The 13,881-nt window shown below is 58.7% G+C and carries 17 protein-coding genes; 7 read left to right on the top strand and 10 right to left on the bottom strand.

Going from position 1 to position 13,881, the window contains the following annotated elements; genetic code table 11:
- The first annotated feature begins 51 nt into the window (after positions 1-51).
- A complete protein-coding gene (locus V6936_RS11480) occupies positions 52-912 on the top strand; it encodes a MurR/RpiR family transcriptional regulator (RefSeq protein ID WP_003804283.1) in 861 nt (286 codons plus the stop codon).
- Positions 913-917: 5 nt separating this feature from the next.
- Positions 918-1,955, top strand: coding sequence for a C45 family autoproteolytic acyltransferase/hydolase (locus V6936_RS11475; RefSeq protein ID WP_240208899.1), 1,038 nt, complete (start codon positions 918-920; stop codon positions 1,953-1,955).
- Between the two features lie 69 nt (positions 1,956-2,024).
- Here the strand turns inward: V6936_RS11475 and V6936_RS11470 are convergent, their stop codons facing one another.
- Positions 2,025-2,588 carry a cob(I)yrinic acid a,c-diamide adenosyltransferase gene (locus V6936_RS11470; protein ID WP_003804279.1) on the bottom strand — a complete coding sequence of 188 codons (564 nt, stop codon included), beginning with the start codon at positions 2,586-2,588 and terminating at the stop codon, positions 2,025-2,027.
- A gap of 3 nt (positions 2,589-2,591) precedes the next feature.
- A complete protein-coding gene (locus tag V6936_RS11465) occupies positions 2,592-3,122 on the bottom strand; it encodes a GNAT family N-acetyltransferase (protein ID WP_003804278.1) in 531 nt (176 codons plus the stop codon).
- A 162-nt stretch (positions 3,123-3,284) separates the two neighbouring features.
- Here V6936_RS11465 and V6936_RS11460 point away from each other — a divergent pair, with 162 nt between their 5' ends.
- Positions 3,285-3,539: a copper-binding protein gene (locus tag V6936_RS11460; protein WP_230406306.1), complete on the top strand. Its 255-nt coding sequence runs from the start codon at positions 3,285-3,287 to the stop codon at positions 3,537-3,539.
- Positions 3,540-3,784: 245 nt separating this feature from the next.
- Here the strand turns inward: V6936_RS11460 and hslU are convergent, their stop codons facing one another.
- From hslU to V6936_RS11435, 5 genes are all read right to left on the bottom strand, one after another.
- Positions 3,785-5,122 (bottom strand): ATP-dependent protease ATPase subunit HslU, encoded by a 1,338-nt coding sequence (gene hslU / locus V6936_RS11455; RefSeq protein ID WP_059318504.1) that lies wholly within the window; start codon positions 5,120-5,122, stop codon positions 3,785-3,787.
- A 17-nt stretch (positions 5,123-5,139) separates the two neighbouring features.
- Positions 5,140-5,673, bottom strand: coding sequence for an ATP-dependent protease subunit HslV (gene hslV / locus V6936_RS11450; RefSeq protein WP_003804273.1), 534 nt, complete (start codon positions 5,671-5,673; stop codon positions 5,140-5,142).
- A 357-nt stretch (positions 5,674-6,030) separates the two neighbouring features.
- A complete protein-coding gene (gene dksA, locus V6936_RS11445; protein WP_039943815.1) occupies positions 6,031-6,468 on the bottom strand; it encodes an RNA polymerase-binding protein DksA in 438 nt (145 codons plus the stop codon).
- Between the two features lie 82 nt (positions 6,469-6,550).
- On the bottom strand, positions 6,551-7,651 hold the full coding sequence (locus tag V6936_RS11440; protein WP_336579908.1) for a CobW family GTP-binding protein: 1,101 nt from the start codon (positions 7,649-7,651) through the stop codon (positions 6,551-6,553).
- Positions 7,652-7,850: 199 nt separating this feature from the next.
- The gene (locus tag V6936_RS11435; protein WP_003804266.1) at positions 7,851-8,342 is read right to left on the bottom strand and encodes a Fur family transcriptional regulator; all 492 of its coding nucleotides are present in this window, start codon (positions 8,340-8,342) and stop codon (positions 7,851-7,853) included.
- 81 nt (positions 8,343-8,423) lie between these two features.
- On the opposite strand from V6936_RS11435, the gene V6936_RS11430 reads away from it, so the two are divergent.
- From V6936_RS11430 to V6936_RS11415, 4 genes are read left to right on the top strand one after another with little or no spacing between them, the layout of a single operon-like run.
- Positions 8,424-8,573 carry a hypothetical protein gene (locus V6936_RS11430; protein ID WP_336579907.1) on the top strand — a complete coding sequence of 50 codons (150 nt, stop codon included), beginning with the start codon at positions 8,424-8,426 and terminating at the stop codon, positions 8,571-8,573.
- Between the two features lie 4 nt (positions 8,574-8,577).
- The gene (locus tag V6936_RS11425) at positions 8,578-9,300 is read left to right on the top strand and encodes a metal ABC transporter ATP-binding protein (protein WP_003804263.1); all 723 of its coding nucleotides are present in this window, start codon (positions 8,578-8,580) and stop codon (positions 9,298-9,300) included.
- Positions 9,300-10,202: a metal ABC transporter permease gene (locus V6936_RS11420; RefSeq protein WP_059318506.1), complete on the top strand. Its 903-nt coding sequence runs from the start codon at positions 9,300-9,302 to the stop codon at positions 10,200-10,202. Before V6936_RS11425 ends, V6936_RS11420 begins: the two co-directional genes overlap by 1 nt.
- The gene (locus V6936_RS11415; RefSeq protein ID WP_336579906.1) at positions 10,199-11,245 is read left to right on the top strand and encodes a metal ABC transporter substrate-binding protein; all 1,047 of its coding nucleotides are present in this window, start codon (positions 10,199-10,201) and stop codon (positions 11,243-11,245) included. The genes V6936_RS11420 and V6936_RS11415 overlap by 4 nt, the downstream gene beginning before the upstream one ends.
- Before the next feature lies 1 nt (position 11,246).
- Here V6936_RS11415 and V6936_RS11410 read toward each other — a convergent pair whose 3' ends face one another.
- The 3 genes from V6936_RS11410 to dapF all read right to left on the bottom strand — a co-directional run bounded on the left by V6936_RS11410 (position 11,247) and on the right by dapF (position 13,878).
- Entirely contained in the window at positions 11,247-12,200 is a 954-nt protein-coding gene (locus tag V6936_RS11410) for a tyrosine recombinase XerC (protein WP_131071225.1), read from the bottom strand.
- A 74-nt stretch (positions 12,201-12,274) separates the two neighbouring features.
- Positions 12,275-12,952 (bottom strand): DUF484 family protein, encoded by a 678-nt coding sequence (locus tag V6936_RS11405; protein ID WP_219235536.1) that lies wholly within the window; start codon positions 12,950-12,952, stop codon positions 12,275-12,277.
- A 2-nt stretch (positions 12,953-12,954) separates the two neighbouring features.
- The gene (gene dapF / locus V6936_RS11400; protein WP_131071226.1) at positions 12,955-13,878 is read right to left on the bottom strand and encodes a diaminopimelate epimerase; all 924 of its coding nucleotides are present in this window, start codon (positions 13,876-13,878) and stop codon (positions 12,955-12,957) included.
- Positions 13,879-13,881: the final 3 nt, after the last annotated feature.

Raw genomic sequence — 13,881 nt, 5'->3', positions numbered from 1 at the left:
TGCATTTGTACCCGATATATACTTGGTATCCCTTTTTAAGCGTGTTGGCCCATGAACTCCTTGAGCACTTTGACCGAGCGTATTCAGGCGGCTTTTGCCTGCATGTCGCCCCAGTTTCAGCAAAGCGCGCGCTATGTGCTTGATCACGCCGATCAGGTGCCCTTGATGTCCATGCGACAGTTGGCCGTACAGGCCCAGGTGCAGCCGGCCACGCTGCTGCGCTTTGCCCGGTCTTTGGGCTTTGATGGTTGGGCGCCGTTCAAGGCCGTATTCACCCAGGCCCTGCACGGTCAGGGGGCGCGACGCTATGCCGAGCAAGCCCGCGCCGTGGTGCGCAACCGCCGCAAAGAAGACCGCCTGGCGCAGGTGCTGACCGTGCAAATGGATAATCTGGCCGTATTGCGGGAGGTCAACGAAACGCGCTTGCCTCAGGCCGTGGCGCTGCTCAGCAAAGCCAAGCGGGTGTTTGTGGCAGGGTTCAGGGCCTCTTTCGCGCCCGCGTTTTCTTTTCATTACCAGTACCGCCTGTTTCGCCCCTCGATTGCCTTGTTGCGCGGCGAGTCCGGCACCCTGGATATGGATTTGCGGGCCCTGCAAAAGGGCGATGTGCTGGTCTTGTTCGGTTTTGCTCCCTATTCCCAGGAAGCGGTGTTGGCTCATGGGGCAGCCCGGCAGGCGCAGGCACATATTCTGGCGATTTGCGACAGCTTGCTTGCCCCTATTGCGCAGCAGGCAGATGCCACATTATTGTTTGGAACCGACAGTCCGTCTTTTTTTCCTTCTCTGGTTGCCGCTCAGGCGCTGGTCGAGGTCTTGCTGGAACAGGTTCTGGCCAAGGCGGGCAGTCGTGCTGTAAGCGGTATTGAGTTGGTTGAAAATCAATTGCACCAGTCTGGTGCCTACTGGAAATAGACGCGATGGCTAAGTTGTCCTATCTGGAGTTAACTGGTGGTCCCAAAGAAATTGGCCATTCTTTGGGACGTTTTGGAGCCCCCGCCGTGCATGCCTATTTGCTCAGCTCAACAGCTTGGCAAGGCATCATGCAATTTAAGGGGACGGCTGTTGCCGCTGAGCTGGCGCAGTATACCGAGCGTTATTTTCCCCGAATATGGACCGAGCTCCAGGGCCTGGCATTGGGTCTGGAGCTCCCCTTTGAGGACGTGTTTTTGTGGAATTGCCGTGGCGATTTGTGGGCCATGGCCCCGGACGGCTGCACGACCGTGCAGTTGCCAGCCCAGGGTGAGCCTCGACTGGTGCACAACGAAGACGGTGACCCGGGTTTTGCCGGTTATTGCGGGGTGGGCAAATTCATTCCTGACAGTGGCATGTCATTTGTGTCGTTCCTGTATCCGGCCTCCTTGCCCGGGCACAGTTTTGCCGTGACACAGGCCGGGCTGGCCATGACGGTCAATAATGTCCGCGCCCGCCATGTCACCCCTGGCGTGCCGCGTATGGTTCTGACCCGCGCCATGCTGGATCAGCCTGACCTTGATCAGGCAGTGAGCCTTTTGCAGGACCATCCCCGCTCGGGAGCGTTTCACCTGAGCCTGGCCCAGCGGGGCGATACGCGCCTGCTAAGCGTGGAGTTCAGTGCGCAGGCCGTTTCGGTCCAGACAATTGAACGCAATCAGTTGCATGCCAACCACGCTGTGCACGAGTCCATGCAAGGGTTTGAACAGCGTATTACCCGATCCTCCGAATTGCGCCAGGAGCGCGGCGACGAGTTGCTCTTGCAAGCCGGTTCAGCCGTCGATCCCTTGAAAATTCTAGCGGACCAGCACCACGTGCAGTTCCCAATCTGGCGTTGTGACCCTGATGACAGTGACAGGGAGAACACCTTGGCAACCGTGGATATTCAGGTGGGCAGCCAGTCTCTGAAATGGCAGGTCTACGAAGATCCGACCGATCAACCCGTGCTGACCTTTGCGGATGTCACCCGCATCGATCAGGTCTGAAGATGAAAATAAACAGGGCCCTGTCAATGCAGGGCCCTGTGCGTAAGGGGATAACGCGCTACGACGCAATCAGCTTGTGGACGATTCGTGGCGCTTGGGTTCCCAGAGGACATCGGGGCGGCCCGCATGGCGGTTGAGGGTACGCGCCAGCACAAACAGCAAATCCGACAGCCGGTTCAGGTACAGGCGTGGACCATCCTGTGGCAAGGCCTCCGAAGGGACGGCCACGACACTGCGCTCGGCACGTCGTGCCACGCAACGTAGCACATGCGCCTGTGCCGCGGCCGGACTGCCGCCGGGCAGAATAAATTCCTTCAGTATGCCCAAGGGTTCGTTGTAATGGCGTATTGCCGCATCCAGGCGCTCCACATGGACTGAACCGATGACCTGATGGCCAGGAATGCACAGCTCGGCTCCCATATCGAACAGATCGTGCTGGATATCGGAGAGCAGGGCGTCGACATCTTCGGGCAGCTCCAGGCTGCGCAGCACACCAATATGGCTGTTCAGCTCATCCACATCGCCCAGGGCGTGAATCAGGGCTGCGGTTTTGGGCAGGCGGCTGCCATCGCCCAGGCCGGTCGTCCCGTCGTCGCCCGTGCGAGTGCTGATAATGGAAAGTCGTGTGGACATAATTTAGCCTTGTGCTTCTGCGGGCACGGGTGTGCCATTGGCCATATTGACCAGGGCCTCTCCGGTGACACGAACCACGCGCCAGTCTTGCAGCACCTGGGCGCCTTGATGCTGATAAAAATCAATGGCGTTCTGGTTCCAGTCCAACACCACCCATTCCAGGCGGCCGCATCCCTGAGTCACCGCCATCTGCGCTAGATGGCGCAGTGCTGCGGCACCCAGACCTTTTTTACGGTGGGCAGGATCGATGTACAAATCCTCCAGATAGATGCCGCGGCGATCCAGAAAGCTGGAGTAGTTGTAAAACCACATAATGTAAGAAATTATGGTGTCGGGCTGGCCCTCAGGGGTGATGACCAGACAGTAGGCGCTGGGCTCATCCGAGAAGAAACTGTTGCGCAGCGACTCGGCGCTGGCCTTGAAAATATGCTCCAGTTTCTCAAAGGAGGCCATATCGCGCATCAGGCCCAAAATGGCGGGAATGTCGGCGGGAGTGGCTGGACGCAGCACATACCCTTTAATAAATTCGCTCATGCTTTTGCAAAGGTTTAGCGTTATGCTTGATCGGAAACAGACGCAGCAGGCGTCCGAAAGTAGGCATTATGAGCTAATTGTTCAGCTCTGCCCAATTTGCAGGAGTGAAAAATGACGTGGACAAAACGGGGCGCGGCTCTGGCGCTGGGAGCCTTGGGAGTCATGGCTGGATCGGCTTATGTCGTGGTGGCCCAGGCCCAGGAAGCCAGTGCATCGGGCGAAGTTCGTCGACTGGACACGGCAGCAGGCAAAATCACCATCAAGCATGGTGAGATCAGCGAACTGGAACTGCCCGCCATGACATTGGTGTACAAAATTGATCCTGCCTTGCTGGCCGACATCAAACCGGGCGACAAGGTGAAATTCACGGCCAAGCGTGACGGCGGGGATTACGTGGTCATCAAGATCAGTAAATAAGCCGTGTCAAAAACCATATGAAAAGCCGGGTTCGCCCGGCTTTTTTCTGCCCCAGGCAATCAGGCGGTCGGTCACGGCATGTAAAGTCGCGTGATAAGTGTAGAGGCGGTCGACATAGAGGGCCGACGAGTGGGGCGGGATGGGCAGCGACGCTTGGTGCTCTGGGCTTGCAGGGAAATGGGACGGGATAAAAAACGGGGGCAGATTCTTCTGCCCCCGTTTGTGCTACTACGACTGTCCGCCGCTTACAGTACGTAGCGTGCCAGATCCTGGCTAGCTGCGGTTTCCTGCAACTGCTTGTTCACATAATCGGCGTCGATGACCACACTTTGCTCACCGTGGCTGCCAGCGCTGTAGGACAGTTCTTCCAACAGTTTTTCCATGACGGTGTACAAACGACGGGCGCCGATGTTTTCGGTGCGTTCGTTTACATCGAAAGCCAGTTCGGCCAGACGCTGGATGCCGTCTGGGCGGAAGTCCAGTTTTACGTCTTCGGTGCCCAGCAAGGCGGTGTATTGCTTGGTCAGGGACGAATCGGTGGCCGACAGAATCTGCACAAAATCCTGAGCGCTGAGCGATTCCAGTTCCACACGAATAGGGAAGCGGCCTTGCAGTTCGGGAATCAGATCCGAGGGGCGGGACAAATGAAAGGCGCCCGAGGCAATGAACAGGATGTGATCGGTCCGCACCACACCGTATTTGGTGGTGACGGTGGTGCCTTCTACCAGCGGCAGCAGGTCCCGTTGCACGCCCTGGCGGGAGACGTCGCCGCCACTGCCTTGGCTTTCGCCGCGCGCGGTGATCTTGTCGATCTCATCCAGGAATACAATCCCGTTCTGTTCGGCATTGGCTACCGCGGCCGTGCGCAAATCGTCCTCGTTCACACGACGGGCAGCCTCTTCTTCGGTCAGTTGCTTGAAGGCTTCCTTGACCGTCAGCTTGCGGGCTTTGGTCTTTTCCTGGCCTAGGCCGGAGAACATGCCGCGTAATTGCTCGGTCATTTCTTCCATGCCGGGAGGGGCCATGATTTCCATGCGAGGCATGGCCTGGGCCATCTCGATTTCAATCTCGGTATCGTCCAGCTTGCCTTCACGCAGGCGCTTGCGAAACACTTGGCGTGCCGAGTTATCTTCACGCTGCGGTTGGCCGTGGGCATCACGTGAAGGCGGCACCAGCACGTCCAGAATGCGGTCTTCAGCGGCTTCCTCCGCCTGAGTGCGGACACGGCGCATCTCGATCTCGCGGGTTTGTTTGACCGAAATATCCACCAGATCGCGGATGATGGTTTCGACGTCACGGCCCACATAACCCACTTCCGTGAATTTGGTGGCCTCAACCTTGATGAAAGGCGCATTGGCCAGCTTGGCCAGACGGCGGGCGATTTCGGTTTTGCCCACGCCGGTGGGGCCAATCATCAAAATGTTCTTGGGCACGATCTCGCTGCGCAGGGGCTCGGCAACCTGCTGGCGGCGCCAGCGGTTGCGCAGGGCCACGGCCACAGAGCGTTTGGCCTTGCCCTGGCCAACGATATGCTTGTCCAGTTCGGAGACGATTTCTCCGGGAGTCATATTAGGTGTAGACATGGTGGTGTATCCGGCTGTCAGAGTGTTTCGACGATATGGTTCTGGTTGGTGTAGATGCACAGATCACCTGCGATCTCCAACGATTTCTTGACGATGTCGGCAGGTGCCATATCGGTGTTTTGCAGCAAAGCCAGGGCTGCGGATTGCGCATAGGAGCCCCCCGAACCAATGGCAGCCAGGCCATGCTCGGGCTCCAGCACGTCGCCATTGCCGGTCAGCACCAGCGTGTGCTCTTTGTCCGCCACCAGCAGCATGGCTTCCAGACGGCGCAGGACGCGATCGGTACGCCAGTCGCGCGTCAGTTCGACGGCAGCGCGCAACAGGTTGCCCTGATGCTTTTCCAGCTTGGCTTCAAAGCGTTCCTGTAGGGTGAATGCGTCGGCAGTCGCGCCGGCAAAACCGGCCAGGATGCTGTCGTTGTACAAACGGCGGATCTTGCGGGCCGTGCCCTTGATGACAACATTCCCCAGGGTGACCTGACCGTCGCCACCGATGGCGACTTGATCTCCGCGGCGTACACAGACAATGGTAGTGGCGTGAAATTGTTCCATGATTTCCTTCCTTGAAGTTCTCCATCTGGGGGCCGGGTAAAAAATTTCAAGCGCGTGATAGCAGGAAGTTTTTTCAGGGCCTGGCGGGAGTTTGTCTTTGGGCAAGACAGAGGATAAGCAGGACGGAGGGCCAGGCCGTGCATGGCGCACTCAGCACGGTTCGGGCTGTGCCGCTTGTCAGGCTGCCCGCCCGCCGCCAGTTCTGCGTGTCAATCCGCTTTAGCTGCTGCGGGTTCGCCTCGGCCTACGTGTTTCCTGGCCGATTCGCCTGGCGGGGCGCGTGAAACGCAGGGGCAAAAAAAAGCCCGCCAGAATGATCAGGCGGGCTTTTTGTCGGGGCATGAGCGAATCAGCCTATCAGTCCCCAAACATCTTTTGACGCTTCTCGCGACGCTCCTGGGCTTCCAGCGACAGGTTGGCGGTCGGGCGGGCCAGCAAACGGGGCAGGCCGATCGGCTCGCCGGTTTCCTCACACCAGCCGTATTCGCCCGATTCGATCAGGGCGATGGACTGTTGCACTTTCTTGAGCAACTTGCGCTCGCGATCGCGGGTTCGCAGTTCCAGAGCGTGTTCTTCCTCGATCGTGGCACGGTCAGCTGGGTCAGGAACGAACTGGGTTTCACGCAGGTTTTCCGTGGTGGCACCCGCATTGGCCAGAATTTCCTGCTCAAGCTGGCGCAAACGATGCTTGAAAAACTCCAGCTGGGCGGCGTTCATGTAGTCTGACTCAGGCATCGCCAAAAGCTCCTGCTCGGTCAGCAGGGTTGTAGTACTGTCATGTGACTTAGTTGCCATGATGCTTACCTCTTGTTGACGTCTGGGAGCCTGTAACTGTCGTCACGCGCAATCGCTCCGCATTTACTGAATAATTATTAATTCAGACCAGGCAATTCTCCAGGCCCTGGGTGAATATATCTTGGGGCAGCTTGCGGCCAATAAAGACCAGCTTGGTGCCTTTCTTATCTTTGGCCAGCCAGGCATTGCCGGGCTCGGCGCTCATCATCATGTGTACGCCTTGAAAGAGCATACGACGATTGATGCCCTTCAGATACAGAATGCCTTTATAGCGCATCAGATCTGGTCCAAATACCTGAACAATGCCCGACAGGAAATCTTCGAGGCGTTCGGGGTCAAAAGGACGATCCGAACGGAACACGAAGGCTCCGATTTCGTCATTGTGAACGGCGTGTCCGTGGTGATGATGGTGGTGATCGTGGCCGCAGCCCGGACCGCACTCGCCTTCATCGCCGTGGGCATGATCGTGGTGATGATCATGGTCGTCAGCCGCATCGGGATGCTGCTCTGCCAGGAATTGCGGATCAATGTCCAAAATGGAGTTCAGGTTGAAACCGCTGACTTCCAGCAAATCCTTGATATCGGTTTCACCAAAGTGAACCGGCGTAATGGTGGCCCGCGGATTGATACGGATCAGACGGGCGCGCAGGGCCTCGTACTCGGCATCGTTGACCAGATCTTTTTTGGAGATCAGCAGGCGGTCCGCAAAGCCAACCTGTTTCTGGGCTTCTTCCTGCTGGTCCAGCGTGGCCATGCCATGTTTGGCGTCCACCACGGTGATGACCGCGTCCAGCCGATAGTAGTCGGCAATATCATCGTCCATGAAGAAGGTCTGACAGACCGGGCCGGGGTTGGCCATGCCGGTGGTCTCGATGATGACGCGTTCAAACTTCAGCTCGCCCGCCTCGCGACGCACACGCAAATCGTTCAGGGTGCGCATCAGGTCGCCACGTACCGTGCAGCAGACGCAACCGTTGCTCAGCTCAACGATTTCTTCTTCGGAGTCCTGTACCAACAACTCATTGTCGATGCCTTCCGGTCCGAATTCGTTCTCGATGACGGCAATGCGTCGACCGTGATATTCGCTCAGGATGCGCTTGAGCAGCGTGGTCTTGCCAGCGCCCAAAAAACCAGTCAGCACCGTGACTGGAACCATGTTTTTCAGATCTGATGCCGCGTTCATAAACATGCCTCGCAGTGGCGGGCGAAAGGTACAAGGCACGGCCCTTGCCGCGGCTTCCTGTACCCCCCTGCTCCGCACGAAAACAACGTGCGATTACATCACAGCCTTGCCTGTTGGGCAAACGGTGATCTGTAAAAATTCACAGAGGTTTGCCAATCGATCGAGGAATATATACTGATTGGCGGCAAAATACCATGTTTTAGCGGGCAGATAAGGGTTTTCGCTCGTTTTTAGCCGCGACGCAACGCTGGCACAGGCCGCGCAGCTCGGTTTCGTGGCCCGACAGGGCAAAGCCGGCACCGCGTACGCAGTCAGCCAGCCTTTGGCTCAGGTCCGGTGCGCACAGTTCCACCACGGTGCCACACTGGGTGCAGACAATCAGCAAGTCGTGGGGGTGGCCGCCGGCATCCACACAGGCAGTCCAGGCATTGACGGCATCCAGACGGTGGATCAGGCCTTCCTCTGTCAGAAAGTCCAGGGCGCGGTACACGGTAGGGGGCTTGGCCCCAGGCTGGAACTCGCGAACCAGATCCAGCAGTTCGTAGGCGCGCAAACTGCGCTGGGCCTGAATCAGGATTTCCAGTACCTGACGGCGAATTGAAGTCAGCCGTTTGCCGCGCTCCAGGCAAAGCTGGTCCGCGGTAGCAAGCTGGTCTTCAATGGCGGCGGGCGTAAGAATATGTACAGGCATGGCGCTTGATGGGTTGTTTGTTATGTTATAACATCTTTAGAGAAATTAAATATCCTCATCCAGCCGCATTATCCCTGTTTCATGTCCTGTCCTCAATTTCCCTCGACTTTCCGCAGTCCGGCGCCGCGCCGTTCGCTCTTGCTGGCCTCGGCCGGGCAGCGCGTACTGGGCGCTTTGTGCGTGGCTGCTGTGCTGTGGCTGCTGACGGCCTGGGCCATGGGCGCGTGGTAAGGGCATGAGTTCACATCAGACCTTGATCGAGCTGGATCATGTGGCGCTGGGCTGGAAAGACAAAATTGCTCTGCGTGATATCAGCGGTGGCTTTACCCGAGGCTCCTTGACAGCCATTGTGGGGCCAAACGGGGCGGGCAAGTCCACCTTACTCAAAGGCTTGACCGGGCAGATCAATCCGCTCAAGGGGCGGATTGTTGTCGATAGTGGCTTTTTGAATGAATTGGCCCTGTTGCCGCAGATGGGGGATCTGGACAAGAGCTTTCCCGTGACGGTGCATGACCTGGTTGCCATGGGGGCCTGGAAGCGGGTCGGAGCCTGGGGCGGTTTCCCCAGGGCGGAGCATGAGCGGATTGCCCATGCGCTCGAACAGGTCGGTCTGGCGGACTTCGCCCGGCGTTCCATTGGCACCTTGTCGGGCGGGCAGCTACAGCGTGCCTTGTTTGCGCGCATGATCATGCAGGACGCCCAGATTCTGTTGCTGGACGAACCCTTTGCCGCGGTGGATCGCGCGACATCGGATGAATTGATGAGCTTGATTCTGGATTGGCATCAACAGGGCCGTACGGTCATGGCCGTGCTGCACGACCTGGATATGGTGCGTAGCTGCTTTCCGCAAACGGTGCTGCTTGCCGGACAAGTTGTTGCCTGGGGGGAAACCGAAGCCGTGCTGACGCCGGAGAATCTGCATCTGGCCCGGCATTTGTGCGCGGGGGACTATCTGTGATGGCACTCATTGATGTTCTGTTCGGCCCTTTCATGGACTTTGGCTTCATGAAGCGCGCTCTGGCCGGCTCCTTCGCCCTGGCCGCAGCGGCCGGGCCGTTGGGCGTGTTTCTGGTGCTGCGTCGCATGAGTCTGATGGGCGATGCCATGGCGCATGCCATTTTGCCTGGGGTGGCGGTGGGGTTTCTGACGGCCGGCCTGTCTTTAAGTGCGATGGCCATAGGGGGCATGATTACGGGCCTGGTGGTGGCCTTGCTGGCCGGATTGGTCGCGCGCCTGACTCCACAGCGTGAGGACGCCAGTTTCGCCGCCTTTTATCTGGTGTCTCTGGGGTTGGGGGTGCTGCTGGTGTCGCTGCGCGGCTCCAATATGGATTTGATTCATGTGCTGTTTGGGACGGTACTGGGCCTGGATGATGCGTCCTTGCTGCTGGTCACCAGCAGCACGACGGTCACCTTGGTGATCCTCGCGCTGGTCTTTCGGCCCCTGGTGCTGGAGTGCATGGACCCGATTTTTTTACGCACCCAAGGGGGCCGCGGCTCGCTGGTTCATATGCTGTTTTTGTTCATGCTGGTCATTACCCTGGTGGCCGGCTTTCAGGTTCTGGGGACCTTGATGGTGGTGGGGATCATGATGCTGCCCGCTGCCTCGGCCCGGTTCTGGGTGTATTCCGTGGGCCGGCAAATGCTGGTGGCGGCCTTGCTCGGCATGATCAGCGCGTATCTGGGCTTGCTGTTTTCCTACTACTACAACGTGCCGGCCTCTCCCGCGATCATTCTGGCGGCTGGTGCGTTTTACTTTCTTTCCATCACCTTTGGCCCTCAAGGCGGTTTGCTGCGTGCGTATTCCCAATGGCGCGCGCGGCGTCGGCGCATGGCCTCTCTCTTGGAGCATGATCGATGAAAATGCGAGACATTCATTCAGGCCGCGCCGTACTGGCGCTGGGCTTGCTGGCACTGAGCCTGTCCGTACAGGCGGAACCCTTGCGCGTGGTCAGCAGCTTTTCGATCCTGAACGACATGGTCAAGGAGATTGGCGGCGACAAGGTGATAGCCAGCACGATTGTGCCCGCCAATGGTGACGCCCATGCCTTTGAGCCACGCCCCAGTGACGCCAAGTCTCTGGCCAATGCGCAATTGCTGGTAATTAACGGTCTGGAGTTCGAGACCTGGCTGCCGCGTTTGCAGCAGGCCGCGGGTTATCAGGGCCCGCAGGTCGTGGCTACGGCGGGCATTACGCCCTTGGCGTTTGAGGGCGGTCACGATGACCATGCCGACCACGGCCACGGCCACGACCACGACCACGACCACGACCACGATCATGATCGTGCCAAGGAACCCGGCCACGCCCATGAGGCCGGACATGCTCCACAGGGCGAGAAAGAGCCCGGCACCCATGATGACAGCCATCAGCATGGCAGTCAGGACCCACATGCCTGGCAAAGCCTGGCCTTGGCGCAAATATATGTGCGCAATATCAGCCAGGGGCTGGAGCAAGCGGACCCAGCCAATGCGGACTACTATCAGCGCCGTGCCAAGGATTATGCGCAACGCATTCAGGAACTGGATGATTCCATCAAGGCTCGCCTAGAGGCAGTGCCGGTCGACAAGCGCAAGGTCATTACGTCCCACGATGCCTTCTCCTACATGGGCAAGGCCTACGATATTCGCTTTATTCCTCTGGTGGGCGTCTCCAGCCAGGCGGAGCCCTCGGCGCGAGACATTGCGCAAATTGTTCAGCAGGCTCGTCGTGAACAGATTCAGGCCATTTTCGTGGAAAACACGGTCAGCGCGAAGCTGGTAGAGCAAGTTGCGCGTGAAACTGGGGCGAAAGTGGGCGGGACTTTGTATTCCGACGCCTTGGGGGAGCCCGGCTCCGGCGTGGACACCTACTTGGGCATGATGCGCTCAAACACGGATCAACTGGTCAAGGCCTTGCAGCCCTGATTCACTCCTCCGGCTTGTCACTGGCCCGGTTCTTGCGTTGTGCCCGAGGGTGGGCCTGATCGTAAGCCTGGGCCAGGTGCTGAAAGTCCAGCCGTGTATAGATCTGGGTGGTAGAGATATTGGTATGACCCAAGAGCTCCTGTACTGCCCGCAAGTCCTGGGCAGATTGCAGCAAATGGCTGGCAAAGCTGTGACGCAGGCTATGGGGATGCACATGAACGGGCAGGCCGCTGGCGCGGGCGTAGTTTTCCAGTTCCTGCTGGACGACACGCGGGTGGATCCGCGCTCCTCGTGCCCCCAGAAACAGCGCGGCATTGGCATCTGCGTTAGGGGCCAGCGAGGCCAGAATCGGACGTTTTTTCAGCCACGCCTGCAAGGCCTGGGCGGCCTTCTCGCCAACCGGCAGGCGCCGCGTCTTGCCACCTTTACCACTCACAAGCAGTTCGCGCTCTTGCAGCAATAACCAGCTTTTGGATTGATGCTGGGGGCTTTGGTGATAATGGGTGTCCAGGCTGACCAGTTCGGCCAGGCGTAGTCCGCTGGAATAAAACAGCTCGAACATGGCCTGATTGCGCAAACTGACCGGATCGTCCTGAATAGGTGCGCTGGCGTGGTCCAGCAGTTGCTGGGTCTGGTCTACGGACAGTGCTTTGGGCAGAGGTCGGCCTATCCGGGGAGCCTTCAGGCTGGCGGCAGGATTCAAGGGCCAGCCCAGCGCTTGGGTACGCGACTGATAATAGCCGCGCCAGGCAGCCAGAATGCGGGCCAGACTGCGTGGTGCCATGCCTTGGGCATGCAAGCGGGCCGCGGCCTGCCGTAACTGGCTTTGATTTAGCGTGTCGGGGTCGGTGCCGGGATACTGCGCCAGCAAATGACGTAAGTCGTTCCGGTACGCACTGAGAGTGTGTTCCGAATAGCGTTTTTCCTGCCTGAGTTGATTTAGCCAGTTTTGCATGGCCGGACTGAGCACCGGGTGGGCGACAGATTGCCCTGGCGAGTGGTCCTTGCTAGCGGTGCAGTCTGGTTTTTTCAGGCCGGACATTCGTTTTGATTAATACGGCTGGGTTTGTGTAAACGCTGCAAGGCCGCGCTGCACAGTTCGCCGATGCCTTCCAGAAAGTCGGTGCCCATATCGACGGTAAAGCGAGAGTCCTCGGGGGAACCCAGCACCAGCAGGCCAAACAAGGCATCGGATTCGGGGAATCTCAAGGGCACGATCGCCACTGACTGGGCATCCTGCTGCAGGTCAGCCAGAAAGTCTTGTTCACGACGGGGACCGCAATAGGGTTTGAGCAAGGTATAGGCCCAACTGACCAAGGGGTCATCGGCCAGTACCTCGTCCGGATTCCAGCAATGCAGGCGCACGACTGGCATCTCGAAGATGCGTTCCAGGCTGCTGCAAATCAGAGCGGGCAAGGCCGCGGGATCAGACTCGGCCAGCATCTGGCAGTTCCATTGATGCAATTGGCGCGAGATTTTTTCATTGCCCCGGGCATTGGCCACCAGCATGGCCAGTTGGCGTTCGGTTTTCTTGCCGCGTTCGCGCAGCAGCATGATCTGGCGCTCGCCCAGGGAAATGGCGCGGCTTTGATGCGGGTGGGGCACCATCAGTTTGGCAAAAACGTCGGCGTGTGCGTCGAAAAAATCAGGGTTGGCTTTCAAAAACTGGGCCACGTCCACGGCGCTAAGGCTGTTGGGGGTATCCATGTCTAGAAGGTTTCCTTTCTGGCTACGGATGCACACAGTGCATCAATATCGACTTGTCCGGTAAAGACGGTTTGGGCCGGGCCGCTCATGCGTAGCGCCTGTCCGTCCCATTCAATGCGTAGACTGCCTCCACGAGTATCAACGACAACCGGGCTTTGGAGCAATCCCCGGCGTATGCCTGCCACCACAGCCGCACAGGCGCCGGTCCCGCAGGCCAGCGTTTCACCCGCACCGCGTTCGTAGACGCGCAGCTTGATATGGTGGGGATCAAGAATTTGCATGAACCCGGCGTTGACCTTGTGGGCAAAACGGGGGTGGGACTCGATAAACGGGCCGACCGTGGCAACGGGAGCCTGCTTGACGTCATCGACTACTTGCACCGCATGGGGATTGGAGATGGACACCAGCGACAGGGAGACGGGTTCGGCTTGATCGGGCACGGGCAGCAGCCACAGCGTATCCTCGCCCTGAGCTTTCTGTTCCAGCCCGCTTGGGTCAAAAGCAACATCGGCCGGCGTAAATCGGGTGGTGCCCATCATGACCTCCACGCCGCGCTCCGGATCATCATTCAAGCTGATGATGCCGGTGCGAATTTGCGCACGCAAAGGGTTGGCCGACGACAGGCCTTGCTCATGCACGAAGCGGACAAAGCACCGCGCGCCATTGCCGCAATGTTCGACCTCGCCGCCGTCGGCGTTGAAGATCCGGTATCGGAAGTCGGCGCCGGCTTCGGTTGCCGCCTCCACCAGCAAAATCTGATCGGCACCAATCCCGAAATGGCGATCTGCCAGAGCGCGGGCTCGTTCCGGTGTCAGTTCGATGTCCTGCGTCACACCATCCAGCATGACAAAGTCATTGCCCGCACCGTGCATTTTGCTGAAATGCCAGATTGTGGCTGCGGGTTGGGGTGCAGGAGAGCGATACATGAT

The sequence above is a fragment of the Alcaligenes sp. CHO6 genome, from assembly GCF_037120595.1.
Classification (GTDB): Bacteria; Pseudomonadota; Gammaproteobacteria; order Burkholderiales; family Burkholderiaceae_B; genus Alcaligenes; species Alcaligenes ammonioxydans.
The sequence above is the reverse complement of the archived record's forward strand: the minus strand, read 5'-3'. Positions and strand labels throughout refer to the sequence as shown.

Coding starts and splice junctions, on each gene's coding strand:
- V6936_RS11480 (WP_003804283.1), top strand. CDS start 52: ATGAACTCCTTGAGCACTTTGACCGAGCGTATTCAGGCGGCTTTTGCC.
- V6936_RS11475 (WP_240208899.1), top strand. CDS start 918: ATGGCTAAGTTGTCCTATCTGGAGTTAACTGGTGGTCCCAAAGAAATT.
- V6936_RS11470 (WP_003804279.1), bottom strand. CDS start 2,588: ATGTCCACACGACTTTCCATTATCAGCACTCGCACGGGCGACGACGGG.
- V6936_RS11465 (WP_003804278.1), bottom strand. CDS start 3,122: ATGAGCGAATTTATTAAAGGGTATGTGCTGCGTCCAGCCACTCCCGCC.
- V6936_RS11460 (WP_230406306.1), top strand. CDS start 3,285: ATGGCTGGATCGGCTTATGTCGTGGTGGCCCAGGCCCAGGAAGCCAGT.
- hslU (WP_059318504.1), bottom strand. CDS start 5,122: ATGTCTACACCTAATATGACTCCCGGAGAAATCGTCTCCGAACTGGAC.
- hslV (WP_003804273.1), bottom strand. CDS start 5,673: ATGGAACAATTTCACGCCACTACCATTGTCTGTGTACGCCGCGGAGAT.
- dksA (WP_039943815.1), bottom strand. CDS start 6,468: ATGGCAACTAAGTCACATGACAGTACTACAACCCTGCTGACCGAGCAG.
- V6936_RS11440 (WP_336579908.1), bottom strand. CDS start 7,651: ATGAACGCGGCATCAGATCTGAAAAACATGGTTCCAGTCACGGTGCTG.
- V6936_RS11435 (WP_003804266.1), bottom strand. CDS start 8,342: ATGCCTGTACATATTCTTACGCCCGCCGCCATTGAAGACCAGCTTGCT.
- V6936_RS11430 (WP_336579907.1), top strand. CDS start 8,424: ATGTCCTGTCCTCAATTTCCCTCGACTTTCCGCAGTCCGGCGCCGCGC.
- V6936_RS11425 (WP_003804263.1), top strand. CDS start 8,578: ATGAGTTCACATCAGACCTTGATCGAGCTGGATCATGTGGCGCTGGGC.
- V6936_RS11420 (WP_059318506.1), top strand. CDS start 9,300: ATGGCACTCATTGATGTTCTGTTCGGCCCTTTCATGGACTTTGGCTTC.
- V6936_RS11415 (WP_336579906.1), top strand. CDS start 10,199: ATGAAAATGCGAGACATTCATTCAGGCCGCGCCGTACTGGCGCTGGGC.
- V6936_RS11410 (WP_131071225.1), bottom strand. CDS start 12,200: ATGCAAAACTGGCTAAATCAACTCAGGCAGGAAAAACGCTATTCGGAA.
- V6936_RS11405 (WP_219235536.1), bottom strand. CDS start 12,952: ATGGATACCCCCAACAGCCTTAGCGCCGTGGACGTGGCCCAGTTTTTG.
- dapF (WP_131071226.1), bottom strand. CDS start 13,878: ATGTATCGCTCTCCTGCACCCCAACCCGCAGCCACAATCTGGCATTTC.